Here is a 26,529-nt window from a genome sequence, read left to right on the forward strand (position 1 = left end):
GCGTGAGGTTGTGGCCAAACGGTAACCATTTGTCACAGGCCGCATTGACACATCCGGCGCACGGCCATCGATCTTCTCCACACTTCGCGCAAAGGTTCCCGACGGCTGACAGAATAGCGGTATGACTTCACCCGAGACTTCCCCTGTGCTGGCGCTGCTGCTCGACGTCGACGGTCCGGTCGCGAGCCCGGTCACCCGCGATGTGCAGCCCGGCATCATTGCGGACCTGCTGGCCCTGGCCGCCGCCGGCGTGCCGGTCATCTTCAACACCGGCCGATCGGACACGTTCATCCGCGAGCAGGTCATGGAACCGATGATCGCCGCCGGCATGCCCGCCGGCACCGTCATCCACGCCATTTGCGAAAAGGGCGCCGTCTGGTTCAGCTATACGGCCGAAGGCCCCGGCACGGTCCACGTCGACCGCGAGCTCGCCATCCCGCAGGCCTTCGGCGACGACGTCCGCCGCCTGGTCGCCGAGGACTACTCCGCCCACATGTTCTACGACGAAACCAAGCGCGCCATGGTCTCCGTGGAGCAACATATCGCCGTCGCCAACCCGGACTATCGGGCCGAGCAGGAACTCTTCGACGCCGACGCCATGAACCTCATGGCCCGGCACGGGCTCGGCGTGGTGCGGCTGGACCACCACGTCCCCGATTCGGACGACCAGATCGACTTCCGCGTCGACCCGACCATCATCTCCACCGATATCGAGTCGGTGCGGCTGGGCAAGGATCTGGGCGCGAGCCGGGCGGTGGAGTTCCTGGCCGCCCAGGGCATCACACCGCAGGCCTGGCGCACGGTGGGCGACTCCCGCACGGACTACGCCATGGCCGACTGGCTGCACCACAATGACCACGCCGTGAAGCATGTGGACGTCCGGCCGGCGGACGGCATCCCGGTCAAACCCTACGAGGTCCTCACCGCTGCCGACCTCGGGCTCGGCGAGGACGTGATCCACGACGACGCCGGTGCCGCCTTCCTGCGCCACTGGCTTGCCGTCGTCACCGGCTGAGGTCCGCTGCCGCCGCTTTCTGTGCGGCCACACACGCGCCTTTCTGTGCGGCCACACACGCGCCCGGTGCGAGCGGGATTCCGCGGCAATTTTGAGGGCCGCGTTATCATGCAAGTAGATATCAACGCACTCAAAGAAACGGGAGATCCGACATCACCGACGCAGCGATCCAAGACGAGATTTACTATGGCAGCCAGGCATCCGAGGACGCCCACGCCGAGGTCACGTCGGCGGCCGCAGTCGCCAGATTCCGGACCCGCTCCGACGTCGTCCGCCACCGCGGCCGGTATGCGCTGATCAATGAGAACCGCACGCCGTATCAGGCCATGGTCGAAGACCTCATGTTCCTGCGGTCAGTCCTGGCCGGCGCAGGCCTCGGCTACCTGCTGGTCCGCGGCAACAACCACCGCCCGGTGATCGCCGTCGACTGGAAGGACCGCAAGGTGCTGCGCGACGCCCTCGTCGAAGCGTGCCGCGACGAGCCCTTCTACTCCATGAGCGTGGACGCAAAGAAGAAGTCCTCCGTGCTGGTGGCCGACGGCGAGCTCTCGCCGAACCGCCAGGCCCGGATCTTCCGGCTGTACCGCCCCCGGGTGGAGCCGGAGGGCGGCTTCGAGTTCGGCGCTTCCGCCGGCGTCCAGCTGGAGCTCTGGAGCTTCGAGGGCGACCAGCTGATCCTCCCCATCGAGAACTCCCTGACGCGCCGCACCCTGCTCGCCCAGGACGCCGTGCGCGGCACAGTGGAACGCTACGGCCACACATGGCCCACTATCGAGAACATGTTCGCGGACCACGCCAGCGACATCAGCTTCGACATCGACCTCGTGTTCTCCTGGGTGGACGGAAGTTCCCCCGAGTACATCGCGGCCCGTCGGGCCCGGATGGCCGGCGTCGTGGTGGGCGAGGGCGATGACCACGAGGCCCGCTTCCGCCAGATCGACGAGCTCAAGTACGCCCTGCGCTCGGTCTACATGTTTGCGCCGTGGATCCGCAGGATCTTCATCGCCACCGACTCCCCCGCACCGGCATGGCTGGCGGACCACCCGAGCGTCACGATTGTCCGCAGCGAAGAGTTTTTCGCCGACCCCTCGGTCCTCCCGACGCACAATTCGCAGGCCGTGGAGTGCCAGCTGCACCACATCGAGGGGCTCTCCGAGCACTTCCTGTATTCCAACGACGACATGTTCTTTGGCCGGGCCGTGGGACCGGACATGTTCTTCACCCCGGGCGGGATTACGAAGTTCATTGAGGCCGAGACGCGGATCGGGCTGGGCGACAACGACGCCGAACGCAGCGGCTTTGAGAACGCCGCCCGGGTGAACCGCAAGCTGCTCTGGGACCGCTTCGGGCGCATCACCACCCGGCACCTGGAGCACACGGCGGCCCCCTTGCGGCGCAGCGTAGTGGAACAAATGGAACAGGAGTTCCCGGCCGAGTTCGCCAAGACCGCCGCGAGCACGTTCCGGGCCGCGGACAACATCTCCGTGACCAACTCGTTCTACCACTACTACGCGCTGCTCACGGGCCGCGCCGTGACCCAGACGGCTGCCAAGGTGAAGTATGTGGACACCACGGCCCGGGCAGGACTGAACTACCTGCCCAAGCTCCTGGCCAAGCGGAACATGGACTTCTTCTGCCTCAACGACGGCAGCTTCCCGGAAGTCCCCGCGGAAGAGCGCGCCGAACTGGTCACGGATTTCCTGGAGAAGTACTACCCCATCAAGGCGCCCTGGGAAAAGTAGCCCAAGGAGCAGCGGCCCGGGGCGAACCGCGGGGCAAGAGTTGCGGGCTGTGCCCGCAGACCGGTGAACCAGCAGTGCGGCGAATCAGTTCAGGGTGGTGTACCTGCGGTGCGCCGGCGTCCGGGACGGCGCTTCGAGCTGGGCCTGCTCCGGAATCGTGATGCCCGCAGCAGCGAGCCGGCGCTGGACTTCCGCCGGAGGGACGAGTTCCCCGACAGCCGGGGTGTCGCCGAGCAGCACCACGGAGTGCACGATCGTGTGCTCGTAGACATGGACCAGGTTGAACGCCTGCCCGCCGTCGCGCCCGCGTGTGCCGCCCACAGCAACGTTCAGGTCCTGTGTGTAGCACGTCGCAGATGCCACGGACACGGGGATGCCGGCGAACGTTGCGGTGGTCGAGTAGTGCAGGTGACCGCCGAGGATGGCCCGGACATCGGAGTTGCGCAGGACTCCGGCCAGCGCCGACTGTCCCCGGAGTTCCACCAGCACGGCAAGGTCCAGCACGGACGGTACCGGCGGGTGGTGCAGGGCGAGGATGGTCCCGTCCGGGGCCGGGGTGGCGAGTTCGGCGGCGAGCCAGTCCAGCTGGTCCTGGCTCAGCTCGCCATGGTGGAAGCCGGGCACTGAGGTGTCCAGGGTGATGATGCGCAGCCCGTTGACGAAGTAGCTGTGATCCACCGGGGCGTCGTTGTCCGCCTGGTCCAGGAGCCCGGCCCGGAAATTGGCCCGGTCGTCGTGATTGCCCATCGCCCAGATGACCTTCGCTCCCATGGCCCTGCACGCAGGCTCCACGATGGCGCGGAGCTTGGCGTAGGCTTCCGGTTCGCCGAGGTCGGCGAGGTCGCCGGTGAAAATCACGGCTTCGGGGCGTGCACCTGAGGCGTGGACCTCGTCGAAGAGTTGCTGGAGCAGGGCTTCGCTGTCAACGACGCCGTACAGGGGTTGCGGACCCCCCAGCAGGTGGGGGTCGCTCAGATGAAGTAGGAAATGACGTGGCCGGGGGTGCTCGGCCTCGATGCGCTCCATTGCTACCTTCTTGGTTGGGTGGAAGCGGTGCCTCCAGTGTCCCTCTCAGTAAGGACTATCCAACCAGACATTGGGCAAACAATGTAAAAACTCGGTCACGCATATTCAAAAATCGCAGGTTAACAGATGGCCGCCCCTCACATGCTCCAGACGGCATATGAAGGCGGAGGCGGCCCGGCGGCACACCGAAGCCCCAGCTCAACGGGGCAACGGCAGTGCCGCCGGGTTCCGGGCCTGCTAGCTCAGATACCCATTGGGGTTGAGCACGAACTTCGTCGCCGCGCCGGCGTCGAATTCGGCGTAACCTTTCGGAGCATCCTCCAGGGCAATCGCCTTCGCGTTGACGTTCTTGGCGATGTGCACCTTGTCATGCAGGATGGCCATCATCAGCTGCCGGTTGTACTTCATGACCGGACACTGTCCCGTGGTGAAGCTGAGCGACTTTGCCCAGCCCGTTCCAAGGCTGAGCGAGAGAGAGCCCTTCTTCGCGGCCTCGTCCACGCCGCCCGGATCACCGGTGACGTAGAGCCCCGGAATACCCAGGGCGCCGCCGGCGGCCGTCACTTCCATCAGCGAGTTCAGGACGGTAGCGGGGGCTTCATGCGCTCCGGCCCCGTGACCCTTGGCCTCAAATCCCACCGCGTCCACGCCACAATCGACTTCCGGTACGCCCAGAAGCTGCTCGATTTGCTCGGCCGGGCCGCCCTTGCTCAGGTCGATGGTCTCGCAGCCGAAGCTGCGTGCCTGCGCCAGGCGGTCCGCGTTCATGTCACCCACAATCACGACGGCGGCACCCAGGAGCTGGGCACTGGTCGCCGCGGCGAGTCCCACAGGCCCTGCGCCGGCCACGTAAACTGTGGACCCGACGCCTACGCCTGCGGTGACCGCGCCATGGAATCCGGTCGGGAAGATGTCCGAGAGCATGGTCAGGTCCATCATCTTTTCGAGGGCCTGATCCTTGTCAGGGAACTTCAACAGGTTCCAGTCGGCATACGGCACAAGAACGTAGTTGGCCTGGCCACCTACCCAGCCGCCCATGTCCACGTAGCCGTAGGCGCTGCCCGGACGGTCCGGGTTAACGTTCAGGCAGATGCCGGTCTTGCGCTCTTTGCAGTTCCGGCAGCGCCCGCAGGCGATGTTGAAGGGGACGGAACAGATGTCCCCCACTTTGATGAACTCAACATCGGGCCCCACTTCGACCACCTCGCCGGTGATCTCGTGGCCCAGCACCAGGTCGGTGGGAGCTGTGGTGCGCCCCCGGACCATGTGCTGGTCTGAGCCGCAAATATTCGTGGCAACGGTTTTGAGGATTACGCCATGGCGCACCGAACGGCCCACGTTGGCGGGGTTGACCCCCGGACCGTCCTTGAGTTCAAAGGTGGGGTAGTCAATGTCGATCAGTTCGACCTTGCCCGGCCCCTTGTAGGCAACGGCTTTGTTCCCTGTCATCTATTTCCTCCTGCTTTCACGAGCCCCGGTCTGGGCGCCCTGGTGTGATTCACGAAGTTCTTTGATGCGCCCTCCATAGGGGCACCGTGACCGCACTGCCGACGGGCTGCTGCCAGGGATGACTGTGCCGCGGGGATGCCCGGAATGTTGGAGGGTCTGGCCAGTCTAGGCGCTAAGCATGCTTAGGGATAGGGGTCGATTTCCTCTGGAAGCCGGGCCGTCCGATTCAGCCAAGGGCCGGCTGGACAGCTTCGATGATTTCCGGTGCGTCCGGCTCCACCGTGGGTGCGAAGCGGGCGATGATGTCGCCGTCGCGGTTCACTAGGAACTTCTCGAAGTTCCACTTCACCAGGCCCGGCAGGATGCCGTTCTTAAACTTGGTGAGCTCGGCGTAGAGCGGGTGCTGGTTCTTGCCCCGGACGTTGGCTTTGGCGGTCAGCGGGAAGGTCACGCCGAAGTTGCGCTGGCAGAATTCGGCGATCTCGGCGTCTGCCCCGGGTTCCTGCCCCGCGAACTGGTTGCACGGGACGCCGAGGACCTGAAACCCCTGGTCGCGGAACTTGTTGTGCAGCGCCTCAAGCCCCGCGTATTGGGGCGTGAAACCGCACTGTGATGCCACGTTCACCACCAGCACCACCTCCCCCTTGAAGCGGCCGAAGTCGGTCTCGGTGCCGTCGATGAGGGTCAGGGGAATGGAGTGCAGAGCGGTCATGGGTGCGTCCTCGCGGTGTCGGTGGTCCGAAGCAGGGCCCGGAACTGGTCACCAGTGTAATTCGGCGCCGACGCGCGCAGGTATGGGTGTGCCTTCCGGGCGGAGGTCCAGGGCCGAAGCTGGCCACCTGCCCCGAACCCGGACGCGTGTTCGGGGGAAAGTCCGGCTGGCGGCTAGCGGGTCGGCGTTGCGGTGGGCGTTGCGGTGGTTTTCGTTGTGGTTTTTGTCGTGGTTTTTGTGGTGGCGGACTGCGTGGTGGTAGCCGGCGCAGGGTCCCCCGTGGGCGCGGTGACCGGTGCCGGCGCCAGGGGTTTGGCTGGCGGGGCCGACGTCTTGGCGGCGGCCTCGGTCGCGCTGGGAGAAGCCGATGCGGTTGTCGGGGCCGGTGCAGACGGCGCCGCGGAGGCGGTCTTCATCGGCGTCGGCGTAGGCGTGGCGGTCGGCGTCGGGGAGGCGGTTTTCGTCGGCGTCGGGGTGGCAGTCGGCGTCGGGGAGGCGGTTTTCGTCGGCGTCGGGGAGGCAGTCGGCGTCGGGGAGGCGGTCTTCGTCGGCGTGGCGGTCGGCGTCGGGGAGGCGGTCTTCGTCGGCGTCGGGGGACTCGTGGACGGCTTGGCCGCCACAGCGGCAGGCTGTTCTTGAAGACCGCCGGCCACCACGTGGGTCAGGTCCTCCCGGACGGGAATCGCCCATCCAAGCCCTGCGTTGGCTGGATTGCCGGCGTCGGGCGCGTAACTGGTCAGTTCGATCGGGCCGAGCTGGTCCACCTGCTTGATGGGGATGAACTTCCAGCCCATCGGGTCGGTGTGAGCGCCGTTGAGGATGGTTTCGAAATGAAGGTGGCAGCCGGTTGAGGAGCCGGTAGTGCCGACCAGGGCAATGACCTCCCCCACCCGCACGGAGTCGCCCTTCTTGACGGCAATCCCCTGGAGGTGGTTGTACGTCGTGATAAGACCGTTGCCGTGGTCAATTTCCACCCGGTTACCGCCGCCCCACGGGTGCCAGCCGACGGCCCTCACCACACCGGCGTCGGCCGAGTAAACCCGCGTTCCGCAGGCGGCGGCGAAGTCCTGGCCCCAGTGGAATTCGCCGGCAACGCCCGTCAGGGGGCTGGTGCGCAGTCCGAACGGGGAGGACGGCACCAACGTCTCCAGGGGGGCCATGAGGAACCCGGCCGCGGGCCGGCTCAGGCCTGCCGAGGCGACATTGAGCTCGCCGCCAACCCCTTCCTTGGTCACCGTTTCCACCGTGCTCCTGCTGAAGGCCACGAGCGCCTGGGGGTCCGCGGTCACAGCACCTGGCGTCGCCGATGACGCGGTCCCGGCGGGCTGGGTAACCGGGTCCAGCGTTTCAGGTCCGACGGCGCCGGCGGCCGGCACGTCGGCGGGCGCAACGTAGGACACGCTGGCGCCCAGTCCCTGAAAGCCGCCGAATGTCAGAACGGCCAGGGATAGGCAGAGGCCTCCGGAAACGCAGCGCACGGCAATAGTGCGTGCCCTGGTTGATTGCTCACTCGATGAGTTTCCCCAGTGTTTTCCCACGATGTGACTCCCGCTATATGCCCGCCAGACCCCAATCTTCACGGACTTACCCCACTATGTGACCACAGACCGCCGGGTCTGTGAACCGTCGGCGGGCCCCTTTTGCCGCCGCACCCGCGGGACCGGGCCTGTCCCGAGTAGCGGGCCGACGGCGGCCCAGTAGTCCGCCGCGGACTTGCAGGTGCCGAAGACCCCGGAGCCGGGTAAGAATGGAGGATGCGCAATGTCCTCAGGGAATGGCAGGCGGAACTCAAACAAACGTTCACCGGGACGCGCGACACCGTGCCTGAATGGGTTCCCCGGCTTGCCGAGGGAGACGACGCCGGCTACCACTTGCCAGGCTCCGCGGTATGGACCGTGCACGGGGACATGCCAACCATCGTCGCGGGAATCCGGGCCCTGCTGATGCAGGCCCTCCATCCCGGGGCGCTGGCCGGGGTCCACGATCACTCCCGATTCCGCGAAGACCCCCTGGGCCGGCTGGCGGGCACCATCCGCTGGATTTTCACCGTTTCCTACGGCTCCACTGGCGCGGCCCGAGCGGCCTCTGGCTGGGTGCTCCGGCTCCACCAGACGGTCCGGGGGGAATTCGTGGACGGCCACGGCGTCAGGCGCTCGTACGCGGCCAACGATCCCGAGCTGCTCCGCTGGGTCCACATTGCCTTCACCGACGCCTTCCTCTCGGCCCACAAGCTGTGGGGACGGCCGATTCCGGGCGGACCTGACGCGTATGTCCGTGAGTGGGCCCAGGCCGGCAGGCTCATGGGCGTGGAGGCCCCGCCTCTGAGCGAGGCGGAAATGCGGCAGCAACTGGACCGATGGTACGACGACGGCGAGCTCCGCAGTGATGAAAGGGTCGCCGAGACGGTGGCTTTCATCCGTGATCCGCCTCTCCACCCGGTGCTCAGGCCTGGCTACCGGGTCCTGTTCGCGGCCGCCGTGGCCAGTCTCGAACCCAAATACCGCGAGATGCTGGGTCTCCGGACCGCGCGGCTGGGCCCGATCCCGCTGCCTGTGAGACTGGCTACGCGGGTCACCCTGGGCGTGGTGCACCTTGCCCTGGGCCGGATGGGCCCGAGCGAACAGGCCGCCCGGACCCGTCTGCGCCGGCTGGGCTACCTGGCCTGAAACGGAGTGAGATGTGGTGCCGCTGGCGCGGGCGCGGGCGCACAATCCCGCCGGCGAAGCTACTGGCCCCCGACCTCAGGGCCCGCAAGAGCTGGGCAGCACGCAACTGACACGCCGGGAATTACACACGTTTTGTCCTATAACCCAAGCCTGTGGACGCAAAAAGGCCCCGGTCCAATGGACCGGGGCCAACCGCGGAGAATGGGGGATTTGAACCCCCGAGGGCGTTAACCCAACACGCGTTCCAGGCGTGCGCCATAGGCCGCTAGGCGAATTCTCCAGTTGCTTCTGAATCAAAAGCAGATACTAGAATACCTGAACTTTCCGGCATCGCCCAATTGAGCCCTCCCCGCCCGGCCAGAGGCGCCTCCGAGGGGGACATGCCCCACGGTCCACGCCCTCACCGCCGGACATGCCCCGCGGTCCCGCCAAGGGCTGGACATAATGCCAAACAGCCCAGCCCTCCCCGCGAAGAATGAGCATGTCCCGCACTACATGCCTCACCCAAAGGGCATGCTCCGCACTGGGCGCGATGGCTGGATGTATTCCTCCCCGCGCCGACCCGGGCACGCAGCCCCCGTCCCTGGGTTGCACTGTCCTGCTCACGCCCGCCCACCCGCCGGCCTTCCCGCAAAGATGCGCAAAGAACGGACATGCCCCGCGGTCCCGCCAAGGGCTGGACATAATCCTCCCCGCACCGACCCGGGCACGCAGCCCTCCCGTCCCTGGGTTGCACTGTCCTGCTCACCCCCACCCACCTCCGGGCCGCGTGCAAAGACGCGCAAAGAACGGACATGCCCCACGGTCCACGACCCGAGCGAAGGACATGTCCCCCGTTCCTGCCAACGCTTGGGCATAATGCCAAACAGCCCAGTCCTCCCCGCGAAAAATGAGCATGTCCCGCCGGAGATAGCGGGGGAAACGGGGTGAAAACAGGCCAATTCGGGGCACACTCAATCGTCAGGTAAACTTGCTGACGGCCCCTCATGTGGCGTCATCCTGTTGAACTCCCCCAGGACCGGAAGGTAGCAAGGGTAAATGGGCTCTGGCGGGTGCATGGGGGGTCTTTTATGTCTGTGCCGATTGGTAGGGTTAAATCTGTGACTGTTACTACCGCGCTTTACCGTCGATACCGCCCCGATTCGTTCGCGGACGTCATCGGGCAGGAACACGTCACCGAGCCGCTGATGACGGCCCTGCGTAAGAACCGCGTCAACCACGCCTACCTCTTTTCCGGCCCTCGTGGCTGCGGCAAAACCACCTCGGCCCGCATCCTCGCCCGCTGCCTGAACTGCGCCGAGGGACCCACGGACACCCCCTGCGGCAAGTGCCCCAGCTGTGTCGAGCTCGCCCGCGGCGGTTCCGGCTCCCTGGATGTCATCGAGATCGACGCCGCCAGCCACGGCGGCGTCGACGACGCCCGCGACCTCCGCGAGCGGGCCACGTACGCCCCGGTCCGGGACCGCTACAAGATCTTCATCATCGACGAAGCCCACATGGTCACCTCGGCCGGCTTCAACGCCCTGCTCAAGATCGTCGAAGAGCCGCCGGAACACATCAAGTTCATCTTCGCCACCACGGAGCCGGACAAGGTGATCGGCACCATCCGTTCCCGCACGCACCACTACCCCTTCCGGCTGGTACCCCCGGAGCCCCTCATGGCGTACCTGGAGCTGCTCTGCACCCAGGAGAACGTCCCCGTGGCGCCCGGGGTGCTCTCGCTCGTTATCCGCGCGGGCGGCGGTTCCGTCCGTGACTCCCTGTCCGTGCTGGACCAGCTCATGGCCGGCGCCGGACCAAACGGCCTTGACTACGAGCTCGCGGTCGCCCTCCTGGGCTACACGCACGCCTCGCTGCTGGACGACGTCGTCGAGGCCGTGGCAGCGTCCGACTCCGCCACGGTGTTCCGCGCGGTGGACCGGGTCATCCAGACCGGCCACGATCCGCGCCGCTTCGTCGAAGACCTGCTTGAGCGCTTCCGCGACCTCATCATCGTCCAGGCGATGCCAGAAAGCGCCCAGTCCATCCTCCGCGGCATACCGGCGGACCAGATCGCCCGGATGCAGAACCAGGCGCATAATCTCGGGGCGGCGGAGCTCTCCCGCGCCGCGGACGTCACCAACACGGCGCTGACAGACATGACCGGGGCCACCTCGCCGCGCCTGCATCTGGAGCTGCTGTGCGCCCGCATCCTGCTTCCCAGTTCCGAACAGACCGAACGCGGCATCGCGGCCCGGATCGACCGCGTCGAGCGCCGTTTGAACTACGCCGGGAACGACGTCGGGGCTCCCCTCGCCAGTGCCCCGGCCGTTGCGTCGGCCCCGCCCGCGCACGCTGAACGTCCCCCTGTCCCCCGGCAGTCCGTTCCCCAGGTGCCCGTTGCCCAGTCTCCCGGGGCGCCTGCTGACGCGGCCGCCACCGCCGCTTCCGTCCCGCCACCAGTTGACCAAGCGCCCGTTGACCAGCCACATGCCGCACAGGCGCCGGCCGCTGGCCCCGACGCCGCGCCGGCCCGGCGGGACGAACCTGTCCGGGAACCGCTGACGGCGCCACGGGTCAGCACCAACGACTGGCCCGTGGACGAGTCCGCGGCCGCCAGCCGGCTCGCGTCCGCCCCAACGTCGCCGCCTGCGGCCCGGTCACATGCCGCGCCGTCGCCTGCAGCCCCGCCCGTCGAGCCCGCCCCGGCGCCTCCTGCTGCCCCAGCGGCTGCTGCTCCGGAAGCGGCAGCAGCAGCACCGTCCGCCCCTGTCCGGTCCGAGGCCGCCGCAGCACCTGCCGCGGTTGCCCGCCCGGTGTCCGGCCCGGGTGCCGACGTCGAGGTCCTGCGCCGTGCCTGGCCCGACATCCTGCAAACCCTCACCAAGATCAAGCGCAGCACCTGGGCGCTGGTGGAGCCCAATGCCCAGGTCGGCCATTTCGAGGACCACGTCCTGACTCTCGCGTTCACCACTCCGGGCCTGGCAGGCGCCTTCGGCCGCGCCGACCACGCCGAGAACCTCCGGCAGGCGATCCACAAGACGATCGGTATCGACTGCCAGATCAGGGCCGTCGCCGGCGGCAGCAACAGCCCAGCGAGCTCTGAGCCAAACCCAAAAGCGCCCGCTAGCCCGGAGACCCCGGCGACGTCGGCCGACGTCGCCTGGGGGCTGAGCCCGGCCCCCCAGTCCCCTGCGTCAGAGTCACCGTCACCGTCCGAGGCATCCGCCGAAGCCGTCCCAGTGGCGGCGCCGGTACGTGTTCCGGCGGCCTCCACGCCGGCTGCGCAACCTGCTCCGGCCCCGGGCCCGGCTGGCGGCCGCCCCGCTCCGGCACCGGAAGCGCGGACGCCGGTGCCGGCAGTCGGGACTGAGGCTCGCGCCGCCGACGAGGCCGTCGGACCGGACGGCCCTTCGGAGCCTTCCGGATCCTACGCCTACCCTGACGACGACTGGGGACCGCCCCGGGATGAAGACGCCCCGCCGCTGGACGAAGAACCCCCCATGGACTGGGACCCTTCCCCCGCCGCGGCGCCGCACCGCGCCGCCCAGTCCCCAGCCCCAGCTCCTGTCCGGAAATCTCCGGCGCCGACGCCGTCCCGTGCCGCCGGCACGGCGGTCGGAGCCATGCCAGGAGGCCCGGACACCTCGGCCGACCCATCGCCCGACCCGTGGGCCCGCGCCGTCGAGCAGTCGCCCGGCATATGGACGATCGGCACGGAGTCCAACGTCGGCCGGCACGCGACGCCGGATGCCGAGCCCTCAGCACCGGAGTCCGCACCGGCGCCGGTGTACTACGAGCCGGCGGCGGCACAGATCCCGGAATACGCGGGCGTCGTGTCCGGACCGTCCGGACTGACGTCGGAACAATTTTCTGCAGTTGCGCCGGGCCCGGCATCGGCCGGCCCGCAGGCTGCTGCGCCATCCGCGGCCCCCTCAGCCCCGGCCGCTGCGGTGACGGCGGTTCCCGACGCTGCCACTACGACGGGCCGGCAGAGCCTGTACCAGCGGCTGTCGAACAGCCCGGAGGCCGAAGCCGGCCGGGCGAAAGCCCCCGCCCGCGCGGCCGCCGCAACCACCGTCTACGTGCAGGACATTCCGAGCGCCGACGATGAAACGATCGAGGAATCGGGAGTCTTCGGCCGGGCCGCCGTCGAGCGAATTCTGGGCGGGAAACTGGTGGAGGAACGTTCCCTGGACGGAAGCCCGCTGCCGCCACGCTTCTAGCAGACCACCTGCCGGCTGGCGCCGGCCCCATTCCAAACGAACGAGGACATTGTGTACGAAGGTGCAGTTCAAGAGCTGATCGATGAGCTCGGACGCCTTCCCGGAGTCGGGCCCAAGTCTGCCCAGCGACTGGCCTTCCACATCCTCGAGGCGGATCCGCAGGACATGAAGCGGCTCGTCGACGCCATCACCACGGTGAAGGAGCGGGTCAAGTTCTGCACGGTCTGCGGGAACGTGACGGAGCAGGAACTGTGCAATATCTGCCGTGACCCGCGCCGGGACCCCTCGGTGATCTGCGTCGTCGAAGAATCCAAGGATGTCCTGGCGGTGGAGCGGACGCGGTCGTTCCGCGGCAGGTACCACGTGCTGGGCGGGGCGATTAATCCGATCGCCGGGATCGGCCCGGAACAGCTCCGGATCCGTGAGCTGCTCACCCGGCTCAACGACGGCGCCATCCAGGAAATCATCATCGCCACCGACCCCAACCTGGAGGGCGAGGCCACAGCGACATACCTGGCCCGGATGCTCAAGTCGATCGGGATCGCCGTCACCCGGCTCGCGTCAGGCCTGCCTGTGGGCGGGGACCTCGAATACGCCGACGAAGTCACGCTCGGCAGGGCCTTCGAGGGACGCCGGAACGCGCTGAGCTGACGGATCCGTGACGGTTTCCGGCAGCGACACCCCCGCCCCGCTCCTCACGGGGCGGCTGCTTCTGCGCCCGCTGACAGCGGACGACGCCGGCGCCCTCCTCCGGTTCCGCGGCGACCCTGCGGCGACGCGGTACCTCTCCCACGGGCCGCTCACGCCTGAGCAGAACAGTGCCCGGATCCAGCAGGCGCTGTCCGCTGCGGAATCCTCGACCGCCGAGTGGTTCTACTTCGGCTGGGCCTTCGAGCTCCGCGCCACCGGTGACGTCGTTGGCGACGGCCGGACCTGGAACACCGCCGAGCCCCCGGCACCCGGCCGGATTCCTTCCTGGTCCGCGAGCCTGGGCTATGTCCTGCACCCGGAACATCACGGGCTCGGTCTCGGCCGTGAGGCGGCGGCCGCCCTAGTCCAGTGGCTCTTCGACGTTCGCGGCAGCGAAACACTTTTCGCGGGGGTCTACGAGCCCAATCTGCCTTCGCGCAGGCTGCTGGAAGGCCTGGGCTTCCGGAAGGACCGCTTCTTCCCGGTTGCCGAGGACACGGCGGGCAAGCAGCTGCCGTCCTGGCGCTACCGGCTGGACCGAGGCTAGCTCCTTCCGGCCATCGGACATGTCCCGCGCCCGGTGCCGGGAATGGACACAATGCCCTTATGCCCACCCCTGGCCGCGAAGAATGAGCATGTCCCCGGCACGGGAGAGCATGCCCTTCCTGGTCCGCAGCGCCGGGCATCTCCGGCGGAATCGCGCCCGCGGAAAGGCCCGGTTGTCTACTATTCGGTCACAATTCAACGGCGCAGGGCGCGCGGCGATAAACTGGGAGGAGAAGTTACGCCGTCGCGCCGTTTGGTTGCCTGGCCCAGAACCCCGATGATCCAGTGAGGGTGCGCGAATGAGTTTGCCCACTACCGAAGTCCAGCCCGGATCGCAGCCGCAGACGCTGCCCGTCTCGGCCGCCACCACCAAGCACCTTGTCGTGAAGAAGTTTGGCGGTTCGTCGGTGGCGGACGCGGAGGGCATCAAGCGCGTCGCCCGCCGGGTCGTGGACGCCCACAACGCCGGCGACGAGGTCGTCGTCGTGGTCTCCGCCATGGGAGACACCACCGATGAACTCCTTGACCTCGCCGGACAGGTGACCGATTCCGCCCCGGCCCGCGAAATGGACATGCTCCTTTCCGCCGGGGAACGCATCTCCATGGCGCTGCTGGCCATGGCCATCAACAAGTTCGGCGCTTCGGCCCAGTCCTTCACCGGCTCGCAGGCCGGCATGATCACCGACGGCATCCACGGCAAGGCCCGGATCATCGACGTCGACCCGCACCGCATCCGCACCGCCCTGGACAAGGGACACATCGCGATCGTTGCCGGCTTCCAGGGCATGAGCCGCACCACCAACGAGATCACCACGCTCGGCCGCGGCGGTTCCGACACGACGGCGGTGGCCCTCGCCGCGGCGCTCGACGCCGACGTCTGCGAGATCTTCACCGACGTCGACGGCGTCTACACGGCCGACCCGCGGGTCGTCCCGTCGGCCCGCAAGATCGACCGCATCTCCAGCGAGGAAATGCTGGAGCTGGCCGCCTCGGGCGCCAAGATCCTGCACCTGCGTTGCGTCGAATATGCCCGCCGCTTCGGGGTACCCTTGCACGTCCGTTCCTCATTCAGCCAGAACGAAGGCACCTGGGTCCTGCCCGGCGCCGACGACAAGATCACGACCCAAGAGGGAGTTGCCTTGGAGCAGCCAATCATCTCCGGTGTTGCACACGATCGTTCCGAAGCCAAAGTCACGGTTGTCGGTGTACCTGACATCCCCGGCAAGGCCGCCGCGATCTTCCAGGTCATCGCTGACGCCCACTCCAACATCGACATGATCGTCCAGAACGTCTCCACCCACGGCACGGGCCGGACCGACATCTCCTTCACCCTCCCGATCGTCGAGGGCGCCGAAGCCCTTGCCGCGCTGCACGCCGCACAGGACCGGATCGGCTTCGAGAGCATCGAATACAACGAGAAGATCGGCAAGCTTTCGCTGATCGGCGCCGGCATGCGCTCCCACCCTGGGGTCTCCGCGCGCTTCTTCGCGGCCCTCTCCGAGGCCGGAATCAACATCAACATGATCTCCACCTCGGAGATCCGTATCTCGGTGGTCACCCACGCGGACCTGCTCGATGACGCCGTCCGCGCCATCCACAGGGCGTTCGACCTCGACAGCGAGGACGAAGCCACGGTCTACGGCGGCACCGGCCGCTAACCGGCAACGGGCAACCAAGGGACACCACAAGCCGGCTGCGTGGCCGGGAGCGGGATTCCAGCCGGCATGTGCATGAGGAAGGGAGCGGCCAGCGCCGCTCCCTTCCTCGTTTCTCCGCACCCTTCTGTCCGGCGTGTCCGGGCGGCCACGGCCGCCCTGATGCCGGATCGGGCTCTCAGACCTCTTCTTTCCAGAGATCCGTTTTCCGGACCGCGTAGTGGTGTCCATGCGAGTCTGTCTCGACCTCGAAGCCTGCCAGGTCTTCTTCCGAGGCGTGCTCGTAGTCATCATGATGGTGAACGACAGGCGCCGCAGTGTCGCCCCGGTTGGCGGGTCCGAACAGGAGCCTCAGCTTGTCGGTCTTGTCCATAAAAGCTTTGACCGCACGTGTCACTAGTCCCACCCCCTTTCTTCGTCGCGGGTGGTTCAGGATGCTGCACAGCGGTGTGTCAGTGTCCTCATTTTACGCCCGACGGCGGCAAAAGGCCCCTGTGCGAGGCCGGGAAAACACGCCTAGCGCAGGGACTTGTCCTCCGGGTTGCGGGGCACCACATAGGTGCTGCCGTCGGGCCGGTGCATGGTCTCCCACTGCGCGGTCTCGGCCTCCCGCATCGCCAACAGCCGCCTGTTCTGCTCGGTCATCTCATGGCCGAGGGAACTGCGGTTGGCCGGCCCGAAAATCATCCGAAGCTTTCCGGTTGCCCGCATGAACCTCTGGGCGCCGTTTTCCTTGGCCATGGCTATCCTTTCCTGGGAACAAGACAATGCTCCCAGTGTACGCTAATCATTAGTGCACTAATCATTTGAAGGAGTCAGTGTGACCGAAGGAATCCCAAGAAACCAGGCAGCCCGCGTCCCGCAGGGCACCCGGGACTCCCAAGCGGCGCAGGATGACCTCCTCCTGGAACAACAGCTCTGTTTCGCCCTGACGGTGGCCTCCCGGAGTGTGGTGGGCGCCTACAAGCCCGTGTTGGACAAGCTCGGCCTGACCCACCCGCAGTACCTCGTCATGTTGTGCCTCTGGGAGGCCAGCCCCCGGTCCGTCCGGGACATCAGCGACGCCCTGGCCCAGGAGCCGGCCACCATCTCGCCGCTGCTGCGCCGGCTCGAAACCGCTGGACTCATCACCCGTCAGCGGATGGAGGGCAACGAACGCATGCTGGATGTCCGCCTGACGCCCCGCGGGGCGGCCCTCCGGGAGCAGGCCACCGCCGTTCCGGGCATCATGATGGCGCGGCTGGGGCTGACGCGCGAGCAGGTGAAGCAGCTGCACGCGTCCATGATGGACCTGATCGCCGCCACCCGGCCCGACCCGGAAGACGCACCCCGGCGGTAGACTGGGCAAAACTGAGGAGGACTGCTGATGCGCACTCGATCGGGCCGCCCGGCACTTTTTTTGGCGGCCGCCCTGATGGCCGCGGCCGGACTGGCCGCGTGCACGCCGAACAGCGGCCCCGCGCCGTCTCCCTCAGCCAGCACGACGGCGGGAACATCCTCCAGCTCCCCGACCGGCTCTCCGTCGCCGGAGACTGAGACGACGTCCCCGGCCCCGTCGCCCTCCGCGGCCCCGCTGCCGTCCGGCCCGGGACAGGGGAACGCCGAGCTCGCCATCATGATTAAGCCGACCGAAACCGCCGCCCCGACCAACTTCACGCTCGTGTGCCAGAACGGGGTTCCCGCGGCCGAAAGCCAGCACCCCAACCCTGCCGCAGCGTGCCTCGCCATCAAGAACAACCCGTCCATCCTCAGCCCCGTTATCGACAAGGACCGGGCCTGCACCCAGCAGTACGGCGGTCCGCAAGTCGCGACCGTCACCGGCGTCGTGGACGGGCGGCAGGTTCAGGCGACCTTCAGTTTGAAGGGCGGCTGTGAAATCGCCGCGTGGAACGCCGCCAAGGACGTCCTGGGCTCATCCGGCTGGCCGAGTTAAGCCCGTGCACTTCCAGCAGGAAGAGTGGCTGCCACGCCAGGCGGCCCACCAGCAGCGCGTCCGCCGCTATGCCGATCCTTACCTTGAGCGGCGCTCCGCCGGCCGGAAGCACCCGGTGGAAGATTTCCTCTTCACCTACTACACCCAGAAACCCGGCCAGCTGCTGCGCTGGCACCCGGGCGCCGGCGTCGTGCTCTCCGGGCCTGAGGCGGAGGCGCGGACCGGCTGGAAGTATTACCGCGCTGCCGACGACGCCGAACTCGCCGCCGCCGGGCTGCCGGCGGACTCGCCAGCCGTGACGGTCGACGTCGACGCCTTCCTCCGGGATCGGCGGGAGGCGCTGCAGTTCGCCGGAATCATTCTCGCCGGGACTGCCGCGCGGGCCGCCCAGTTCGGCTGCTTCGGGCTGCACGAGTGGGCCATGGTCTACCGGCAGGACAAGTTCGACCTTCGGCACGAGTACCTGAGGCTGCGGCTGGGGACTGGGCGCACCGACGAGGTGGTGGAGGAGAACCGGATCCGGTGCTCGCACTTCGACGCCTTCCGTTTCTACACTCCGGACGCCGTTCCGCTGAACAGCCTGGTTCCCAGCAGGGAGAACCAGCGGACCTTGGAGCAGCCCGGCTGCCTGCACGCCAACATGGACCTCTACAAGTGGGCCTACAAACTCTCCCCGCTGCTCCCCAGCGAGCTCGTCATGGACTGCTTCGAACTGTCATGGCGGATCCGGGCCATGGACATGCAGGCCTCGCCGTACGATCTCGCCGACTGGGGTTATCCTGCCATTCCCATCGAGACGCCGGAGGGCAAGGCCGAATACGTTGACCATCAGCGGACGTTCGCAGCCGAGTCGCAGCAACTCCGGCACCGGTTGCTGCAGGAGCTGAGGCCCCTGCTCGATGCCGCGGCGCAACACCGCGGCCAGGACAGCCCCGGAAGCGGAGGCCGGCACGCGGCTCCGGCTCCGGCTCCGGCTCCGGCTCCGGCTCCGGCTCCGGCTCCGGACAAGAGTCTGAAAGGACCAACATGACAGGCACAGCCGCCCCGCAGCACGACATCGACCTGACCATCCGCCTGACCGAGGCGCCCGGCGCGCCGGAATACACCTTCCGGCTCGAAGCCGCCGACGGCGAACCCTCCGCCGCGTCGACCCTTCCCGATCCGGCCGCCGCACTTGAGGCGGTCCGGCGCCACGGCGAGGCCGTCTTCTTCCCCAAGCCGGGGCCCCCGCAGTTGTGCACGCAGCAGTATGGCGGCCCGCAGACCGCCGTCGTGACCGGCTGGTATCTGGGACGGCAGGTCAATAGCCGGTTCAGCCGGACGGACGGCTGCGAGATCGCGCGCTGGCGCGCCATGGCGGCGCTGCTCGGCGGCAGCGTAGGTTCCACGGGCGCCGTCTGACGCGGCAGGAATCCGACCCACGGTTCCTGCTTCCGGCGGACGGTGTCCTGCCTCCGGCGGGCCGCTGCCCGACACCTGATGTCTGACCCGGCGGTTTAAGGCGGTTTAAACAGCGACGGCCGGCGGTGCGAACCGCCGGCCGTCGCCGTTCTTGGTGCCGTTATGCGCCTAGATGGCGTTGTCCGGGGCGAAGGACTGATCGCCGTTCTGGATCTTGCCCTTCTCCTTCTTCACCTTCTTGCCCGTGTCGTTACCGCCGTCACCGTTGTCTCCCGGGCCGTCGTTGGAGTCCTGGTCCTCCGCGGTGGGCGGGACCGCGACGGCCCCGGCCGGGGTGACCAGGACGGAGACGAATGTCGGCTCGCTGGCACCGGCGAAGGTGACGCGTCCGATGTATGAACCTTCGGACAGGCCCTTCCAGTTCATCGTGACGCTGCCGGCCTTGCCGTTGGCCAGGCGCAACGGGTTCGGGCTCAGCGAAGCGTTGCCGACGTTCGCGCCCAGCACCGCGGCATCCACTGAGGCCTTGGTGGTCTGGCTATTCGGGCTGGCGTACAGGTTCGCGTAGATCGTGTACTCGCCCGGGGCGGGGTCGGGGATGGCTACCGATTCACTGGCGGACGACGTTGCGACCGTCAGCGGGCCCGTCGGGGTCATGACGTACATGTCGAAGTCGGCCTTAGGGTCGGCGGAAATCACTGAGAACTTGGCCAGCGGGGCTCCTGCGGGGACCGTGACCGTCTTGACGAGGTTCGAGGCATCCGTGTCACCCGTGAACGGCCCCGGGACCAGCTGCACAGCGGTGGAATCCGCCTTCGAGAGGCCGTCGAGGGTCATGCTGATCGGCGCATTCGTGCCCGAGACCACCTTGATCGCGCCGGATCCCGTCCCGCCCTGCGAGGTGAAGGCGACGTCGGACAACGCCACTGCCGACTGCGGACGGACCGCGATCGGGGAGGTGACGGTCTTGTTGGCGCCCTGCCACGTCAGCGAACCCGTGGCGAACTTGCCCAGCGGCGCTCCTTGGTTTTCGAAAGAGACCTTGAAAGTCTGTTTCTCTCCGGCTGCCTTGAAGTTCAGGGCAGCCGGGGTCACGCTGACCTTGATGCCGGGAACATCAAACTTGGCCTTGTAGACGCCCGGCGTCAGGGCGGTCACCGTGCGGGTGACCTCGATCTTCCCGGCCAGGTTGCCCAGTGCGAAGGACGGCAGGTTCATGTCCCGCGGCCTGGTGGTGCCCTGGATGAACGCCTGGTAGTCCGCCGTGGTGGCGTCGTAGACGAGGCCCGGATCCAGCACACGTGCCGGGTCCACCTCGCCCGCACCGGTGGCGAAGACATCGGTGTTTTTCGACCCGTCAGCATTCTTGACGTCGCTCGTGGTGGTCATCATCGCGGACTTGACGGCCGCCGGGGACCAGGAGGGGTTCTTGGCCAGGATCAGCGCCGCGAAGCCGGCCACGTGCGGGGACGCCATGGAAGTGCCGGACAGGAACCCGAAGTTGTCCCCGTCGGTGCCGATCGGCGAGACGCCGGCCAGCACGGCCACGCCGGGCGCGGTGACGTCCGGCTTCAGGAGATCGGAGCCTGCGGCTAGCAGCGGGCCGCGGGAGGAGAAGCCGGCGATCTGCGGCTGCGCCTCGAGGGGCAGACCCGTGGTGTCCTTGTTGACAAGGGAGACCGTGATCGCCGGGTTGGCGGCGACCTTGGCTTTGATGGCCTCGGTGGCAGGCGGGTTCACGTGGACGGTGGGGACCGAGTGCTTGTCCGTGTCCAGCGAGGACTCGCTCAGGTTGACCAGGATCATGCCGACGCCGCCGCCGCGCTTGACTTCGGCGCTCTTTGCGACGCGGTCTACGACGCCGCGGTCACAGACCACAACCTTGCCGGCGATCTTGGCCGGGTCCAGCGAGCCGTCGCCGCACAGGGCCGGGTTGGTACTCCCGGCGGCTCCCGCGTTGGCTGCCAGCACGACGCCGGCGTTGGAGACCTGGCCGTTCATGATGCTGGCGCCGCGGTATTTGCTGCCGTCGGAGAACTCGACCGTGCCCTGCAGTTCCTGCGAGAAGCTGCTGGCAGCGACCGTCGTCATCCACGGTGCGCCGTGGTTGACGGTGCTGGCGGTCGGGCCGGAGTTGCCGGCGGACGCCGCCACGAAGATCCCGGCCGAGGCAGCGGACAGGAAGGCCAGGGAGACGGGGTCCGTGGTGGTGTCCGTAGCGCCCGAGATGGAGTAGTTCAGGACGTCCACGCCGTCCTCGATGGCCTGGTTGATGGCCTCGATGGCCGACGACGAGTAGCAGCCGCCGGTGTTGGGATCGGTATCTTCCCAGCAGACCTTGTAGATGGACAGCTTCGCGGCCGGTGCGATGCCGCTGGTCTGACCGAAGCTCCGGCCGTCAACCATGGCTTCGACATTGGCGTTGCCTGCAGCCGTGCTGGCCGTGTGGGTTCCGTGGCTGGCGGCGTCGACCGGCGACAGCCGCTCGCCCGGCGCCCAGTCCGACTGCGGGACATAGCTTGCGAACTCGTCGCCGAAGTAGCGGGCGCTCAGGACCTTGGAGTTGCAGGCCGTGCCGTCGAAGTCAGTGCCGGTCTGGCAGTCGCCCTTGAAGAGCTCGCCGTCGGCTTTGAGCATCTCGATCTTGCCGTCCGCGCTGCGGTATGGCACGCCGACGACGGGATTTCCCGTGAGTGGTTTAACCGCGTCGCCGGCAAAATAGGCGCTGGACGGGGTGTACCCGGTGTCGATGACCCCGACCACAACGCCCTTGCCGGCCCCGTCCTGGCCGCCGAACTGGGTGTTCCAGGTGCCGTTGGGCCCGCTGAGCTTGAGGAAGTCGGTGCTGGAGTAGTCCGGAGCGTTCTCCGTGTCCGGCGCGACCACCAGGACGGAGGGGTCCCTGGCCAGCTTGATGGCTTGGTCCGCCGTCAGCTTGGCGCTGAAGCCGTTGAGGGCTGCCGTGAACTGGCGCTGGATCTTGACGCCCTGCTGGCCGGCGACCTGGGCCTGCTTCTGTTCCAGGTGGGCCCGGTACTGCTTGACTTCAGCCTTGTTGGCGTCCAGCTTCTTGCCGGAGGCGGGCTTCGTGGCCGGGAGCCCGGGCGTCCCGCCGTCGTAGGTTGCGGACGGCTTTTCCGCCAGAACCACAATGTAGCGGCCGTCCTTGTAGTTGTTCGGATCAACATTCTTCTGCGCGACACCGGCCGCGGCCGGCCCCTGTGCCGGGGCCGCGTTGGCAGGTGCGATCGCGATGGTGGACAGAAGTACCGGCAATCCCAGGGTCAGCGCCGCGACCCTCCGGAGTCCCCCGCTTCGAAGGAAGCTCTTTCCTGGTGATGTCACGAGTGATGAACCTTTCGTAAAGGAACGGCCCGGCTTCTATACCGGGCCCAGCAGACTGGCGGGGCCGCACCGGGCGATTGCCCGGCCTGCCCCGACGGATACCAGCCGATTCATACAGTACAGACTGAGAGCCGGATATGACATAGACCACAAGAAGCTATCTAAAATTTGTCACGCAATACGACACGATGCGTCGACGAAGCGTCTGAGCTGCGTCGATAGTCAGGAGGTCGATAGGAAATGGGGAGGAATGTGCGGCCCGGGCGGGGTGGCCTACTGGCGCGGAGTCCGGACAACCTCGCTGATCCAGGCCCGGGTCTTCTCGTCCAGCGGTCCGGCCACCTTGGTCTGCTTCGCTGCACGGTCGGCCCTGATCTTCTGCAGGACCATTCGGCCCAGCCCGGCGAACACGGCGGCGGCGACGACGGGTAACAGCACGGATTTCGGTTTCGGAGCCATGCGCACATCCTACTGACCCGCGGCCGCGCGGGACCATAGGCCGAAGCGCGCCGCGCGGCGGCGTTTGTCCAGTTCAAGGACCTCCCGGGGAGGCCACGTTCACACTGCCAGCCCGAATGCGGCCGGACGCACCGCGGCCGGTAGAATGGGCATGCAAGCTCGCGGAGCGCCCTTTCACGCTGTGTTCACTAACAGTCCTCAACACACAGCGGACCGGCGTGAGACGGCACTACTCCGCTGCGCCCTTACCCAATGCTCACGCACAGGAGTTACCGGATGCCCCGGATCGTTGTCGACGTCATGCCCAAGCCCGAGATTCTGGACCCGCAGGGGAAGGCCATCGTCGGTGCGCTGCCCCGGCTGGGTTTCACCGCCTTTAGCTCTGTCCGCCAGGGCAAGCGCTTCGAACTCACGGTCGACGGCGAGGTGACCGAGGAGATCCTGGCCCAGGCCCGCGACGCCGCGGAAACCCTGCTGTCCAACCCGGTCATCGAGGACGTCGTCAACGTCGAGGTCGTTGAGGCCTGAGATGACTGAACTCCCCCTGATCGGCGAGGCTGTTGCCGTCGCCGCTAACCCACAACTCGCGGGGGCGCGGATCGGCGTCGTGACCTTCCCCGGCACCCTGGATGACCGCGACGCCGCCCGCGCGGTCCGCCTGGCAGGCGCCACCCCGGTGGAACTCTGGCATGCCGACACCACCTTGGGTGACGTCGACGCCGTCGTGATTCCCGGCGGTTTCTCTTACGGTGATTACCTCCGCGCCGGCGCCATCGCCCGTTTCGCGCCGCTGATGTCCAAGATCATCGACGCCGCCAATTCGGAGGCTAAGCTGCCGGTCCTCGGCATCTGCAACGGTTTCCAGATTCTGACCGAGTCGCACCTGCTGCCCGGCTCCATGATCAAGAACGACCACCTGAAATTCATGTGCCGCGATCAGGTCCTCCGCGTGGAGAACAACTCCACCGCGTGGACCGGCGACTACGCGGTCGGCCAGGAAATTACTGTGCCGCTGAAGAACCAGGACGGCCAGTACATCGCCGACGAGAAGACCCTGGACGCGCTTGAGGCCGAAGGCCGCGTCGTGTTCCGCTACGTCGGGTTCAACCCGAACGGTTCCCGCCGCGACATCGCCGGCATCTCCAACGCCGCAGGCAACGTGGTGGGCCTCATGCCGCACCCCGAGCACGCCGTGGAGGCCGGCTTCGGCCCGGAGGAAGGCTCCGGCACCGAAGGCCTCGGCTTCTTCACCTCTGTCCTGAACAAAATCGTGGGAGGCAACAAATGACGGAGACACCCGCAGTGGCGGCGCCCGCGGAGACCGCCCGGAAGTTCAACATCGACACCGTGGAGAACGCGGCGAAGACTCCGGACACCGAACTGCCCTGGGCCGAACTGGGCCTGAAGCAGAACGAGTTCGACGAGGTCGTCAAGGTCCTGGGCCGCCGCCCCACGGGCGCCGAGCTCGCCATGTACTCCGTGATGTGGAGCGAGCACTGCTCCTACAAGTCCTCGAAGAACCACCTGCGCCAGTTCGGCGAAAAGGTCACCGAGGAGATGAAGAAGGACATGCTCGTGGGCATCGGCGAAAACGCCGGTGTCACCAACCTGGGCGACGGCTGGGCCGTGACGTTCAAGATCGAGTCGCACAACTCGCCGTCGTTCGTGGAGCCCTACCAGGGCGCGGCCACCGGCATCGGCGGCATTGTCCGCGACATCATCTCCATGGGCGCGCGCCCGGTGGCCGTGATGGATCCGCTGCGCTTCGGCGCCATCGACCACCCCGACACGGCCCGCGTCATGCACGGCGCGGTCGCCGGCATCGGCGGCTACGGCAACTCCCTGGGCCTGCCCAACATCGGCGGCGAAATGGTCTTCGACTCCGTGTACCAGGGCAACCCGCTGGTCAACGCGCTGGCCGTCGGCGTCATGCGCCACGAGGACATCCGCCTCGCCAATGCCTCCGGCAAGGGCAACAAGGTGGTGCTGTTCGGTGCACGCACCGGCGGTGACGGCATCGGCGGCGCCTCGGTGCTGGCCTCGGAGTCCTTCGACGACACCAAGCCGTCCAAGCGCCCCGCCGTCCAGGTGGGCGACCCCTTCGCCGAGAAGGTCTTGATCGAGTGCTGCCTGGAGCTGTTCAAGGGTTCCCTGGTGGAGGGCATCCAGGACCTGGGCGCCGCGGGCATTTCCTGCGCCACGTCCGAGCTCGCCTCCAACGGCGACGGCGGCATGGAAGTCGAGCTGACCTCCGTCCTGCTGCGCGATCCCACCCTGACCCCGGGCGAAATTCTGATGTCCGAGTCGCAGGAACGCATGATGGCCGTGGTCACCCCGGAGAACATCGCCGCGTTTGAAGCGGTCATGGACAAATGGGCCGTGGAATACTCCTGGCTGGGCGAGGTGACGGACACCGGCCGCCTGATCATCACGTGGGAAGGCGAAGTGATCGTCGACGTCGACCCGCGCACCGTCGCGCACGACGGCCCGGTCTACGACCGCCCGTATGCCCGCCCCGAATGGCAGGACGCGGTCCAGGCCGACTCCTTCACCGGGTCCGTTCAGGACGCAGGCCGCCCCTCCGCTCCCGCGGACCTGGCCGCTGCCATCACCGAGCTCGTGGCTTCGCCGAACATGTGCGACAAGTCCTGGATCACCAAGCAGTACGACCGCTACGTCGGCGGCAACACTGCCATGGCGTTCCCGGACGACGCCGGAGTGGTCCGGGTGGACGAGGAAACCGGTCTGGGCGTGGCCCTGGCCACCGACGCCAACGGCCGCTACACCTACCTCGATCCGTACCACGGCGCGCAGCTGGCCCTGGCTGAGGCGTACCGCAACGTCGCCACGTCCGGCGCCGTGCCGATGGCCGTCAGCGACTGCCTGAACTTCGGCTCCCCCGAGGATCCCGACGTCATGTGGCAGCTGGCCGAGGCCATCCGCGGCCTGTCCGACGCCTGCATGGTGCTCGGCATCCCTGTCACCGGCGGCAACGTCTCGCTGTACAACCAGACCGGCACCACCCCCATCCACCCCTCCCCCGTGGTGGCTGTGCTGGGCAAGTTCGACGACGTCGCGCGCCGCACGCCCTCGGGCTGGAAGGAAGACGGCCAGGCCATCTACCTGCTGGGCACCACGGCGGCCGAGCTGGACGGTTCGGAATGGTCCAACCTGCGCGGACACCTCGGCGGCCTGCCGCCCAAGGTTGACCTCGATGCCGAACGCGCACTGGGCGAGATCCTGATCAACGCCTCCCGCGACGGCATGGTGGACGCCGCCCACGACCTCTCCGAAGGCGGCCTCGCGGCGGCCCTCGTGGAATCGTCCCTGCGCTACGGCGTGGGTGCCCGGATCGCGCTGCAGGACGTCCTGGACCGCGACGGCGTGGACCTGTTCACCGCGCTCTTCTCCGAAACCCAGGGCCGCGCCGTCGTCTCGGTGCCCCGCTCGGAGGAAATCCGCTTCACGGACATGTGCACCGCCCGCGGCTTCGCGCACGTCCGGATCGGTGTGGTGGACGCCGAGGGCGGCACGCTGGAGATCAACGGAGTCGAACCCATGAGCCTTGACGCGCTCCGCGAAGCCCACGAGGCGACCCTGCCGAAGTACTTCGGCTAGTCCCCACAATGCAACGCGGGGTCACTTGCCGCCCATAAATCCCCTGGGGACGGGCGCTAAGTGACCC

22 protein-coding genes, 1 tRNA gene and 1 other RNA gene are annotated in these 26,529 nt (G+C 67.5%); 15 read left to right on the plus strand and 9 right to left on the minus strand.

The annotated features are described in order from the left end of the window. Positions 1-121 precede the first annotated feature (121 nt). Both ACVWZ7_RS08590 and ACVWZ7_RS08595 read left to right on the plus strand, forming a co-directional pair. Positions 122-1,015 carry a hypothetical protein gene (locus ACVWZ7_RS08590; RefSeq protein WP_116767142.1) on the plus strand — a complete coding sequence of 298 codons (894 nt, stop codon included), beginning with the start codon at positions 122-124 and terminating at the stop codon, positions 1,013-1,015. Positions 1,016-1,341: 326 nt separating this feature from the next. Then, positions 1,342-2,757 (plus strand): stealth family protein, encoded by a 1,416-nt coding sequence (locus ACVWZ7_RS08595; protein WP_091255647.1) that lies wholly within the window; start codon positions 1,342-1,344, stop codon positions 2,755-2,757. Between the two features lie 84 nt (positions 2,758-2,841). Here the strand turns inward: ACVWZ7_RS08595 and ACVWZ7_RS08600 are convergent, their stop codons facing one another. From ACVWZ7_RS08600 to ACVWZ7_RS08615, 4 genes are all read right to left on the minus strand, one after another. Further along, positions 2,842-3,783: a phosphodiesterase gene (locus ACVWZ7_RS08600; RefSeq protein WP_344362715.1), complete on the minus strand. Its 942-nt coding sequence runs from the start codon at positions 3,781-3,783 to the stop codon at positions 2,842-2,844. A gap of 237 nt (positions 3,784-4,020) precedes the next feature. After that, positions 4,021-5,232, minus strand: coding sequence for a formaldehyde dehydrogenase, glutathione-independent (gene fdhA / locus ACVWZ7_RS08605; RefSeq protein ID WP_344362712.1), 1,212 nt, complete (start codon positions 5,230-5,232; stop codon positions 4,021-4,023). 226 nt (positions 5,233-5,458) lie between these two features. Beyond that, complete coding sequence (locus ACVWZ7_RS08610) at positions 5,459-5,944, minus strand: glutathione peroxidase (RefSeq protein WP_456507599.1); 486 nt, start codon at positions 5,942-5,944, stop codon at positions 5,459-5,461. A 173-nt stretch (positions 5,945-6,117) separates the two neighbouring features. After that, on the minus strand, positions 6,118-7,344 hold the full coding sequence (locus ACVWZ7_RS08615; RefSeq protein WP_456507600.1) for a M23 family metallopeptidase: 1,227 nt from the start codon (positions 7,342-7,344) through the stop codon (positions 6,118-6,120). A gap of 354 nt (positions 7,345-7,698) precedes the next feature. Between ACVWZ7_RS08615 and ACVWZ7_RS08620 the strand changes: the two genes are divergently transcribed. Then, positions 7,699-8,610, plus strand: coding sequence for an oxygenase MpaB family protein (locus tag ACVWZ7_RS08620; protein ID WP_456507601.1), 912 nt, complete (start codon positions 7,699-7,701; stop codon positions 8,608-8,610). 195 nt (positions 8,611-8,805) lie between these two features. Here the strand turns inward: ACVWZ7_RS08620 and ACVWZ7_RS08625 are convergent. Next, positions 8,806-8,890, minus strand: a tRNA-Ser gene (locus ACVWZ7_RS08625). Between the two features lie 695 nt (positions 8,891-9,585). On the opposite strand from ACVWZ7_RS08625, the gene ffs reads away from it, so the two are divergent. The 5 genes from ffs (at position 9,586) to ACVWZ7_RS08650 (ending at position 15,709) form a co-directional block, all read left to right on the plus strand. Beyond that, positions 9,586-9,682, plus strand: an RNA gene (ffs, locus tag ACVWZ7_RS08630) — signal recognition particle sRNA small type. Then, positions 9,681-12,815 (plus strand): DNA polymerase III subunit gamma and tau, encoded by a 3,135-nt coding sequence (locus ACVWZ7_RS08635; RefSeq protein ID WP_456507602.1) that lies wholly within the window; start codon positions 9,681-9,683, stop codon positions 12,813-12,815. Before ffs ends, ACVWZ7_RS08635 begins: the two co-directional genes overlap by 2 nt. A 51-nt stretch (positions 12,816-12,866) precedes the next feature. Then, positions 12,867-13,466, plus strand: a complete 600-nt coding sequence (recR, locus tag ACVWZ7_RS08640; protein ID WP_090579574.1) for a recombination mediator RecR — start codon at positions 12,867-12,869, stop codon at positions 13,464-13,466. A gap of 7 nt (positions 13,467-13,473) precedes the next feature. Then, positions 13,474-14,052, plus strand: coding sequence for a GNAT family N-acetyltransferase (locus ACVWZ7_RS08645; protein ID WP_456507603.1), 579 nt, complete (start codon positions 13,474-13,476; stop codon positions 14,050-14,052). A gap of 298 nt (positions 14,053-14,350) precedes the next feature. Then, positions 14,351-15,709 carry an aspartate kinase gene (locus tag ACVWZ7_RS08650; protein WP_091255635.1) on the plus strand — a complete coding sequence of 453 codons (1,359 nt, stop codon included), beginning with the start codon at positions 14,351-14,353 and terminating at the stop codon, positions 15,707-15,709. 175 nt (positions 15,710-15,884) lie between these two features. On the opposite strand, the gene ACVWZ7_RS08655 is transcribed toward ACVWZ7_RS08650, so the two are convergent. Further along, complete coding sequence (locus ACVWZ7_RS08655; protein WP_091255667.1) at positions 15,885-16,079, minus strand: hypothetical protein; 195 nt, start codon at positions 16,077-16,079, stop codon at positions 15,885-15,887. A 143-nt stretch (positions 16,080-16,222) separates the two neighbouring features. After that, positions 16,223-16,447: a hypothetical protein gene (locus ACVWZ7_RS08660; RefSeq protein WP_116767150.1), complete on the minus strand. Its 225-nt coding sequence runs from the start codon at positions 16,445-16,447 to the stop codon at positions 16,223-16,225. A gap of 91 nt (positions 16,448-16,538) precedes the next feature. On the opposite strand from ACVWZ7_RS08660, the gene ACVWZ7_RS08665 reads away from it, so the two are divergent. Genes ACVWZ7_RS08665 through ACVWZ7_RS08680 form a run of 4 tightly spaced genes read left to right on the plus strand, consistent with a single transcriptional unit; the run spans position 16,539 to position 19,040 of the window. Further along, positions 16,539-17,045 carry a MarR family winged helix-turn-helix transcriptional regulator gene (locus ACVWZ7_RS08665; protein ID WP_344363118.1) on the plus strand — a complete coding sequence of 169 codons (507 nt, stop codon included), beginning with the start codon at positions 16,539-16,541 and terminating at the stop codon, positions 17,043-17,045. Between the two features lie 27 nt (positions 17,046-17,072). Further along, a complete protein-coding gene (locus tag ACVWZ7_RS08670; protein WP_344362690.1) occupies positions 17,073-17,639 on the plus strand; it encodes an SSI family serine proteinase inhibitor in 567 nt (188 codons plus the stop codon). A 4-nt stretch (positions 17,640-17,643) separates the two neighbouring features. Next, complete coding sequence (locus ACVWZ7_RS08675) at positions 17,644-18,669, plus strand: 3-methyladenine DNA glycosylase (protein ID WP_456507604.1); 1,026 nt, start codon at positions 17,644-17,646, stop codon at positions 18,667-18,669. Beyond that, positions 18,666-19,040: a serine protease inhibitor gene (locus ACVWZ7_RS08680; RefSeq protein WP_456507605.1), complete on the plus strand. Its 375-nt coding sequence runs from the start codon at positions 18,666-18,668 to the stop codon at positions 19,038-19,040. Before ACVWZ7_RS08675 ends, ACVWZ7_RS08680 begins: the two co-directional genes overlap by 4 nt. Positions 19,041-19,208: 168 nt before the next feature. On the opposite strand, the gene ACVWZ7_RS08685 is transcribed toward ACVWZ7_RS08680, so the two are convergent. Together ACVWZ7_RS08685 and ACVWZ7_RS08690 are read right to left on the minus strand one after the other, a co-directional pair. Next, the gene (locus ACVWZ7_RS08685; protein WP_456507606.1) at positions 19,209-22,385 is read right to left on the minus strand and encodes a S8 family serine peptidase; all 3,177 of its coding nucleotides are present in this window, start codon (positions 22,383-22,385) and stop codon (positions 19,209-19,211) included. Between the two features lie 273 nt (positions 22,386-22,658). Further along, positions 22,659-22,844 (minus strand): hypothetical protein, encoded by a 186-nt coding sequence (locus ACVWZ7_RS08690; protein ID WP_091255625.1) that lies wholly within the window; start codon positions 22,842-22,844, stop codon positions 22,659-22,661. 276 nt (positions 22,845-23,120) lie between these two features. On the opposite strand from ACVWZ7_RS08690, the gene purS reads away from it, so the two are divergent. From purS to purL, 3 genes are read left to right on the plus strand one after another with little or no spacing between them, the layout of a single operon-like run. Continuing rightward, positions 23,121-23,372: a phosphoribosylformylglycinamidine synthase subunit PurS gene (gene purS, locus ACVWZ7_RS08695; protein WP_018776110.1), complete on the plus strand. Its 252-nt coding sequence runs from the start codon at positions 23,121-23,123 to the stop codon at positions 23,370-23,372. A 1-nt stretch (position 23,373) separates the two neighbouring features. Continuing rightward, the gene (gene purQ / locus ACVWZ7_RS08700; RefSeq protein ID WP_116767153.1) at positions 23,374-24,132 is read left to right on the plus strand and encodes a phosphoribosylformylglycinamidine synthase subunit PurQ; all 759 of its coding nucleotides are present in this window, start codon (positions 23,374-23,376) and stop codon (positions 24,130-24,132) included. Further along, on the plus strand, positions 24,129-26,462 hold the full coding sequence (gene purL, locus ACVWZ7_RS08705; protein WP_456507607.1) for a phosphoribosylformylglycinamidine synthase subunit PurL: 2,334 nt from the start codon (positions 24,129-24,131) through the stop codon (positions 26,460-26,462). Before purQ ends, purL begins: the two co-directional genes overlap by 4 nt. The last annotated feature ends 67 nt before the right edge of the window (positions 26,463-26,529 follow it).

The organism is Arthrobacter sp. TE12232 (genome assembly GCF_054062615.1).

Coding starts and splice junctions, on each gene's coding strand:
- ACVWZ7_RS08590 (WP_116767142.1), top strand. CDS start 122: ATGACTTCACCCGAGACTTCCCCTGTGCTGGCGCTGCTGCTCGACGTC.
- ACVWZ7_RS08595 (WP_091255647.1), top strand. CDS start 1,342: ATGGTCGAAGACCTCATGTTCCTGCGGTCAGTCCTGGCCGGCGCAGGC.
- ACVWZ7_RS08600 (WP_344362715.1), bottom strand. CDS start 3,783: ATGGAGCGCATCGAGGCCGAGCACCCCCGGCCACGTCATTTCCTACTT.
- fdhA (WP_344362712.1), bottom strand. CDS start 5,232: ATGACAGGGAACAAAGCCGTTGCCTACAAGGGGCCGGGCAAGGTCGAA.
- ACVWZ7_RS08610 (WP_456507599.1), bottom strand. CDS start 5,944: ATGACCGCTCTGCACTCCATTCCCCTGACCCTCATCGACGGCACCGAG.
- ACVWZ7_RS08620 (WP_456507601.1), top strand. CDS start 7,699: ATGCGCAATGTCCTCAGGGAATGGCAGGCGGAACTCAAACAAACGTTC.
- ACVWZ7_RS08635 (WP_456507602.1), top strand. CDS start 9,681: ATGTCTGTGCCGATTGGTAGGGTTAAATCTGTGACTGTTACTACCGCG.
- ACVWZ7_RS08650 (WP_091255635.1), top strand. CDS start 14,351: ATGAGTTTGCCCACTACCGAAGTCCAGCCCGGATCGCAGCCGCAGACG.
- ACVWZ7_RS08655 (WP_091255667.1), bottom strand. CDS start 16,079: ATGGACAAGACCGACAAGCTGAGGCTCCTGTTCGGACCCGCCAACCGG.
- ACVWZ7_RS08660 (WP_116767150.1), bottom strand. CDS start 16,447: ATGGCCAAGGAAAACGGCGCCCAGAGGTTCATGCGGGCAACCGGAAAG.
- ACVWZ7_RS08670 (WP_344362690.1), top strand. CDS start 17,073: ATGCGCACTCGATCGGGCCGCCCGGCACTTTTTTTGGCGGCCGCCCTG.
- ACVWZ7_RS08680 (WP_456507605.1), top strand. CDS start 18,666: ATGACAGGCACAGCCGCCCCGCAGCACGACATCGACCTGACCATCCGC.
- ACVWZ7_RS08690 (WP_091255625.1), bottom strand. CDS start 22,844: ATGGCTCCGAAACCGAAATCCGTGCTGTTACCCGTCGTCGCCGCCGCC.
- purS (WP_018776110.1), top strand. CDS start 23,121: ATGCCCCGGATCGTTGTCGACGTCATGCCCAAGCCCGAGATTCTGGAC.
- purQ (WP_116767153.1), top strand. CDS start 23,374: ATGACTGAACTCCCCCTGATCGGCGAGGCTGTTGCCGTCGCCGCTAAC.
- purL (WP_456507607.1), top strand. CDS start 24,129: ATGACGGAGACACCCGCAGTGGCGGCGCCCGCGGAGACCGCCCGGAAG.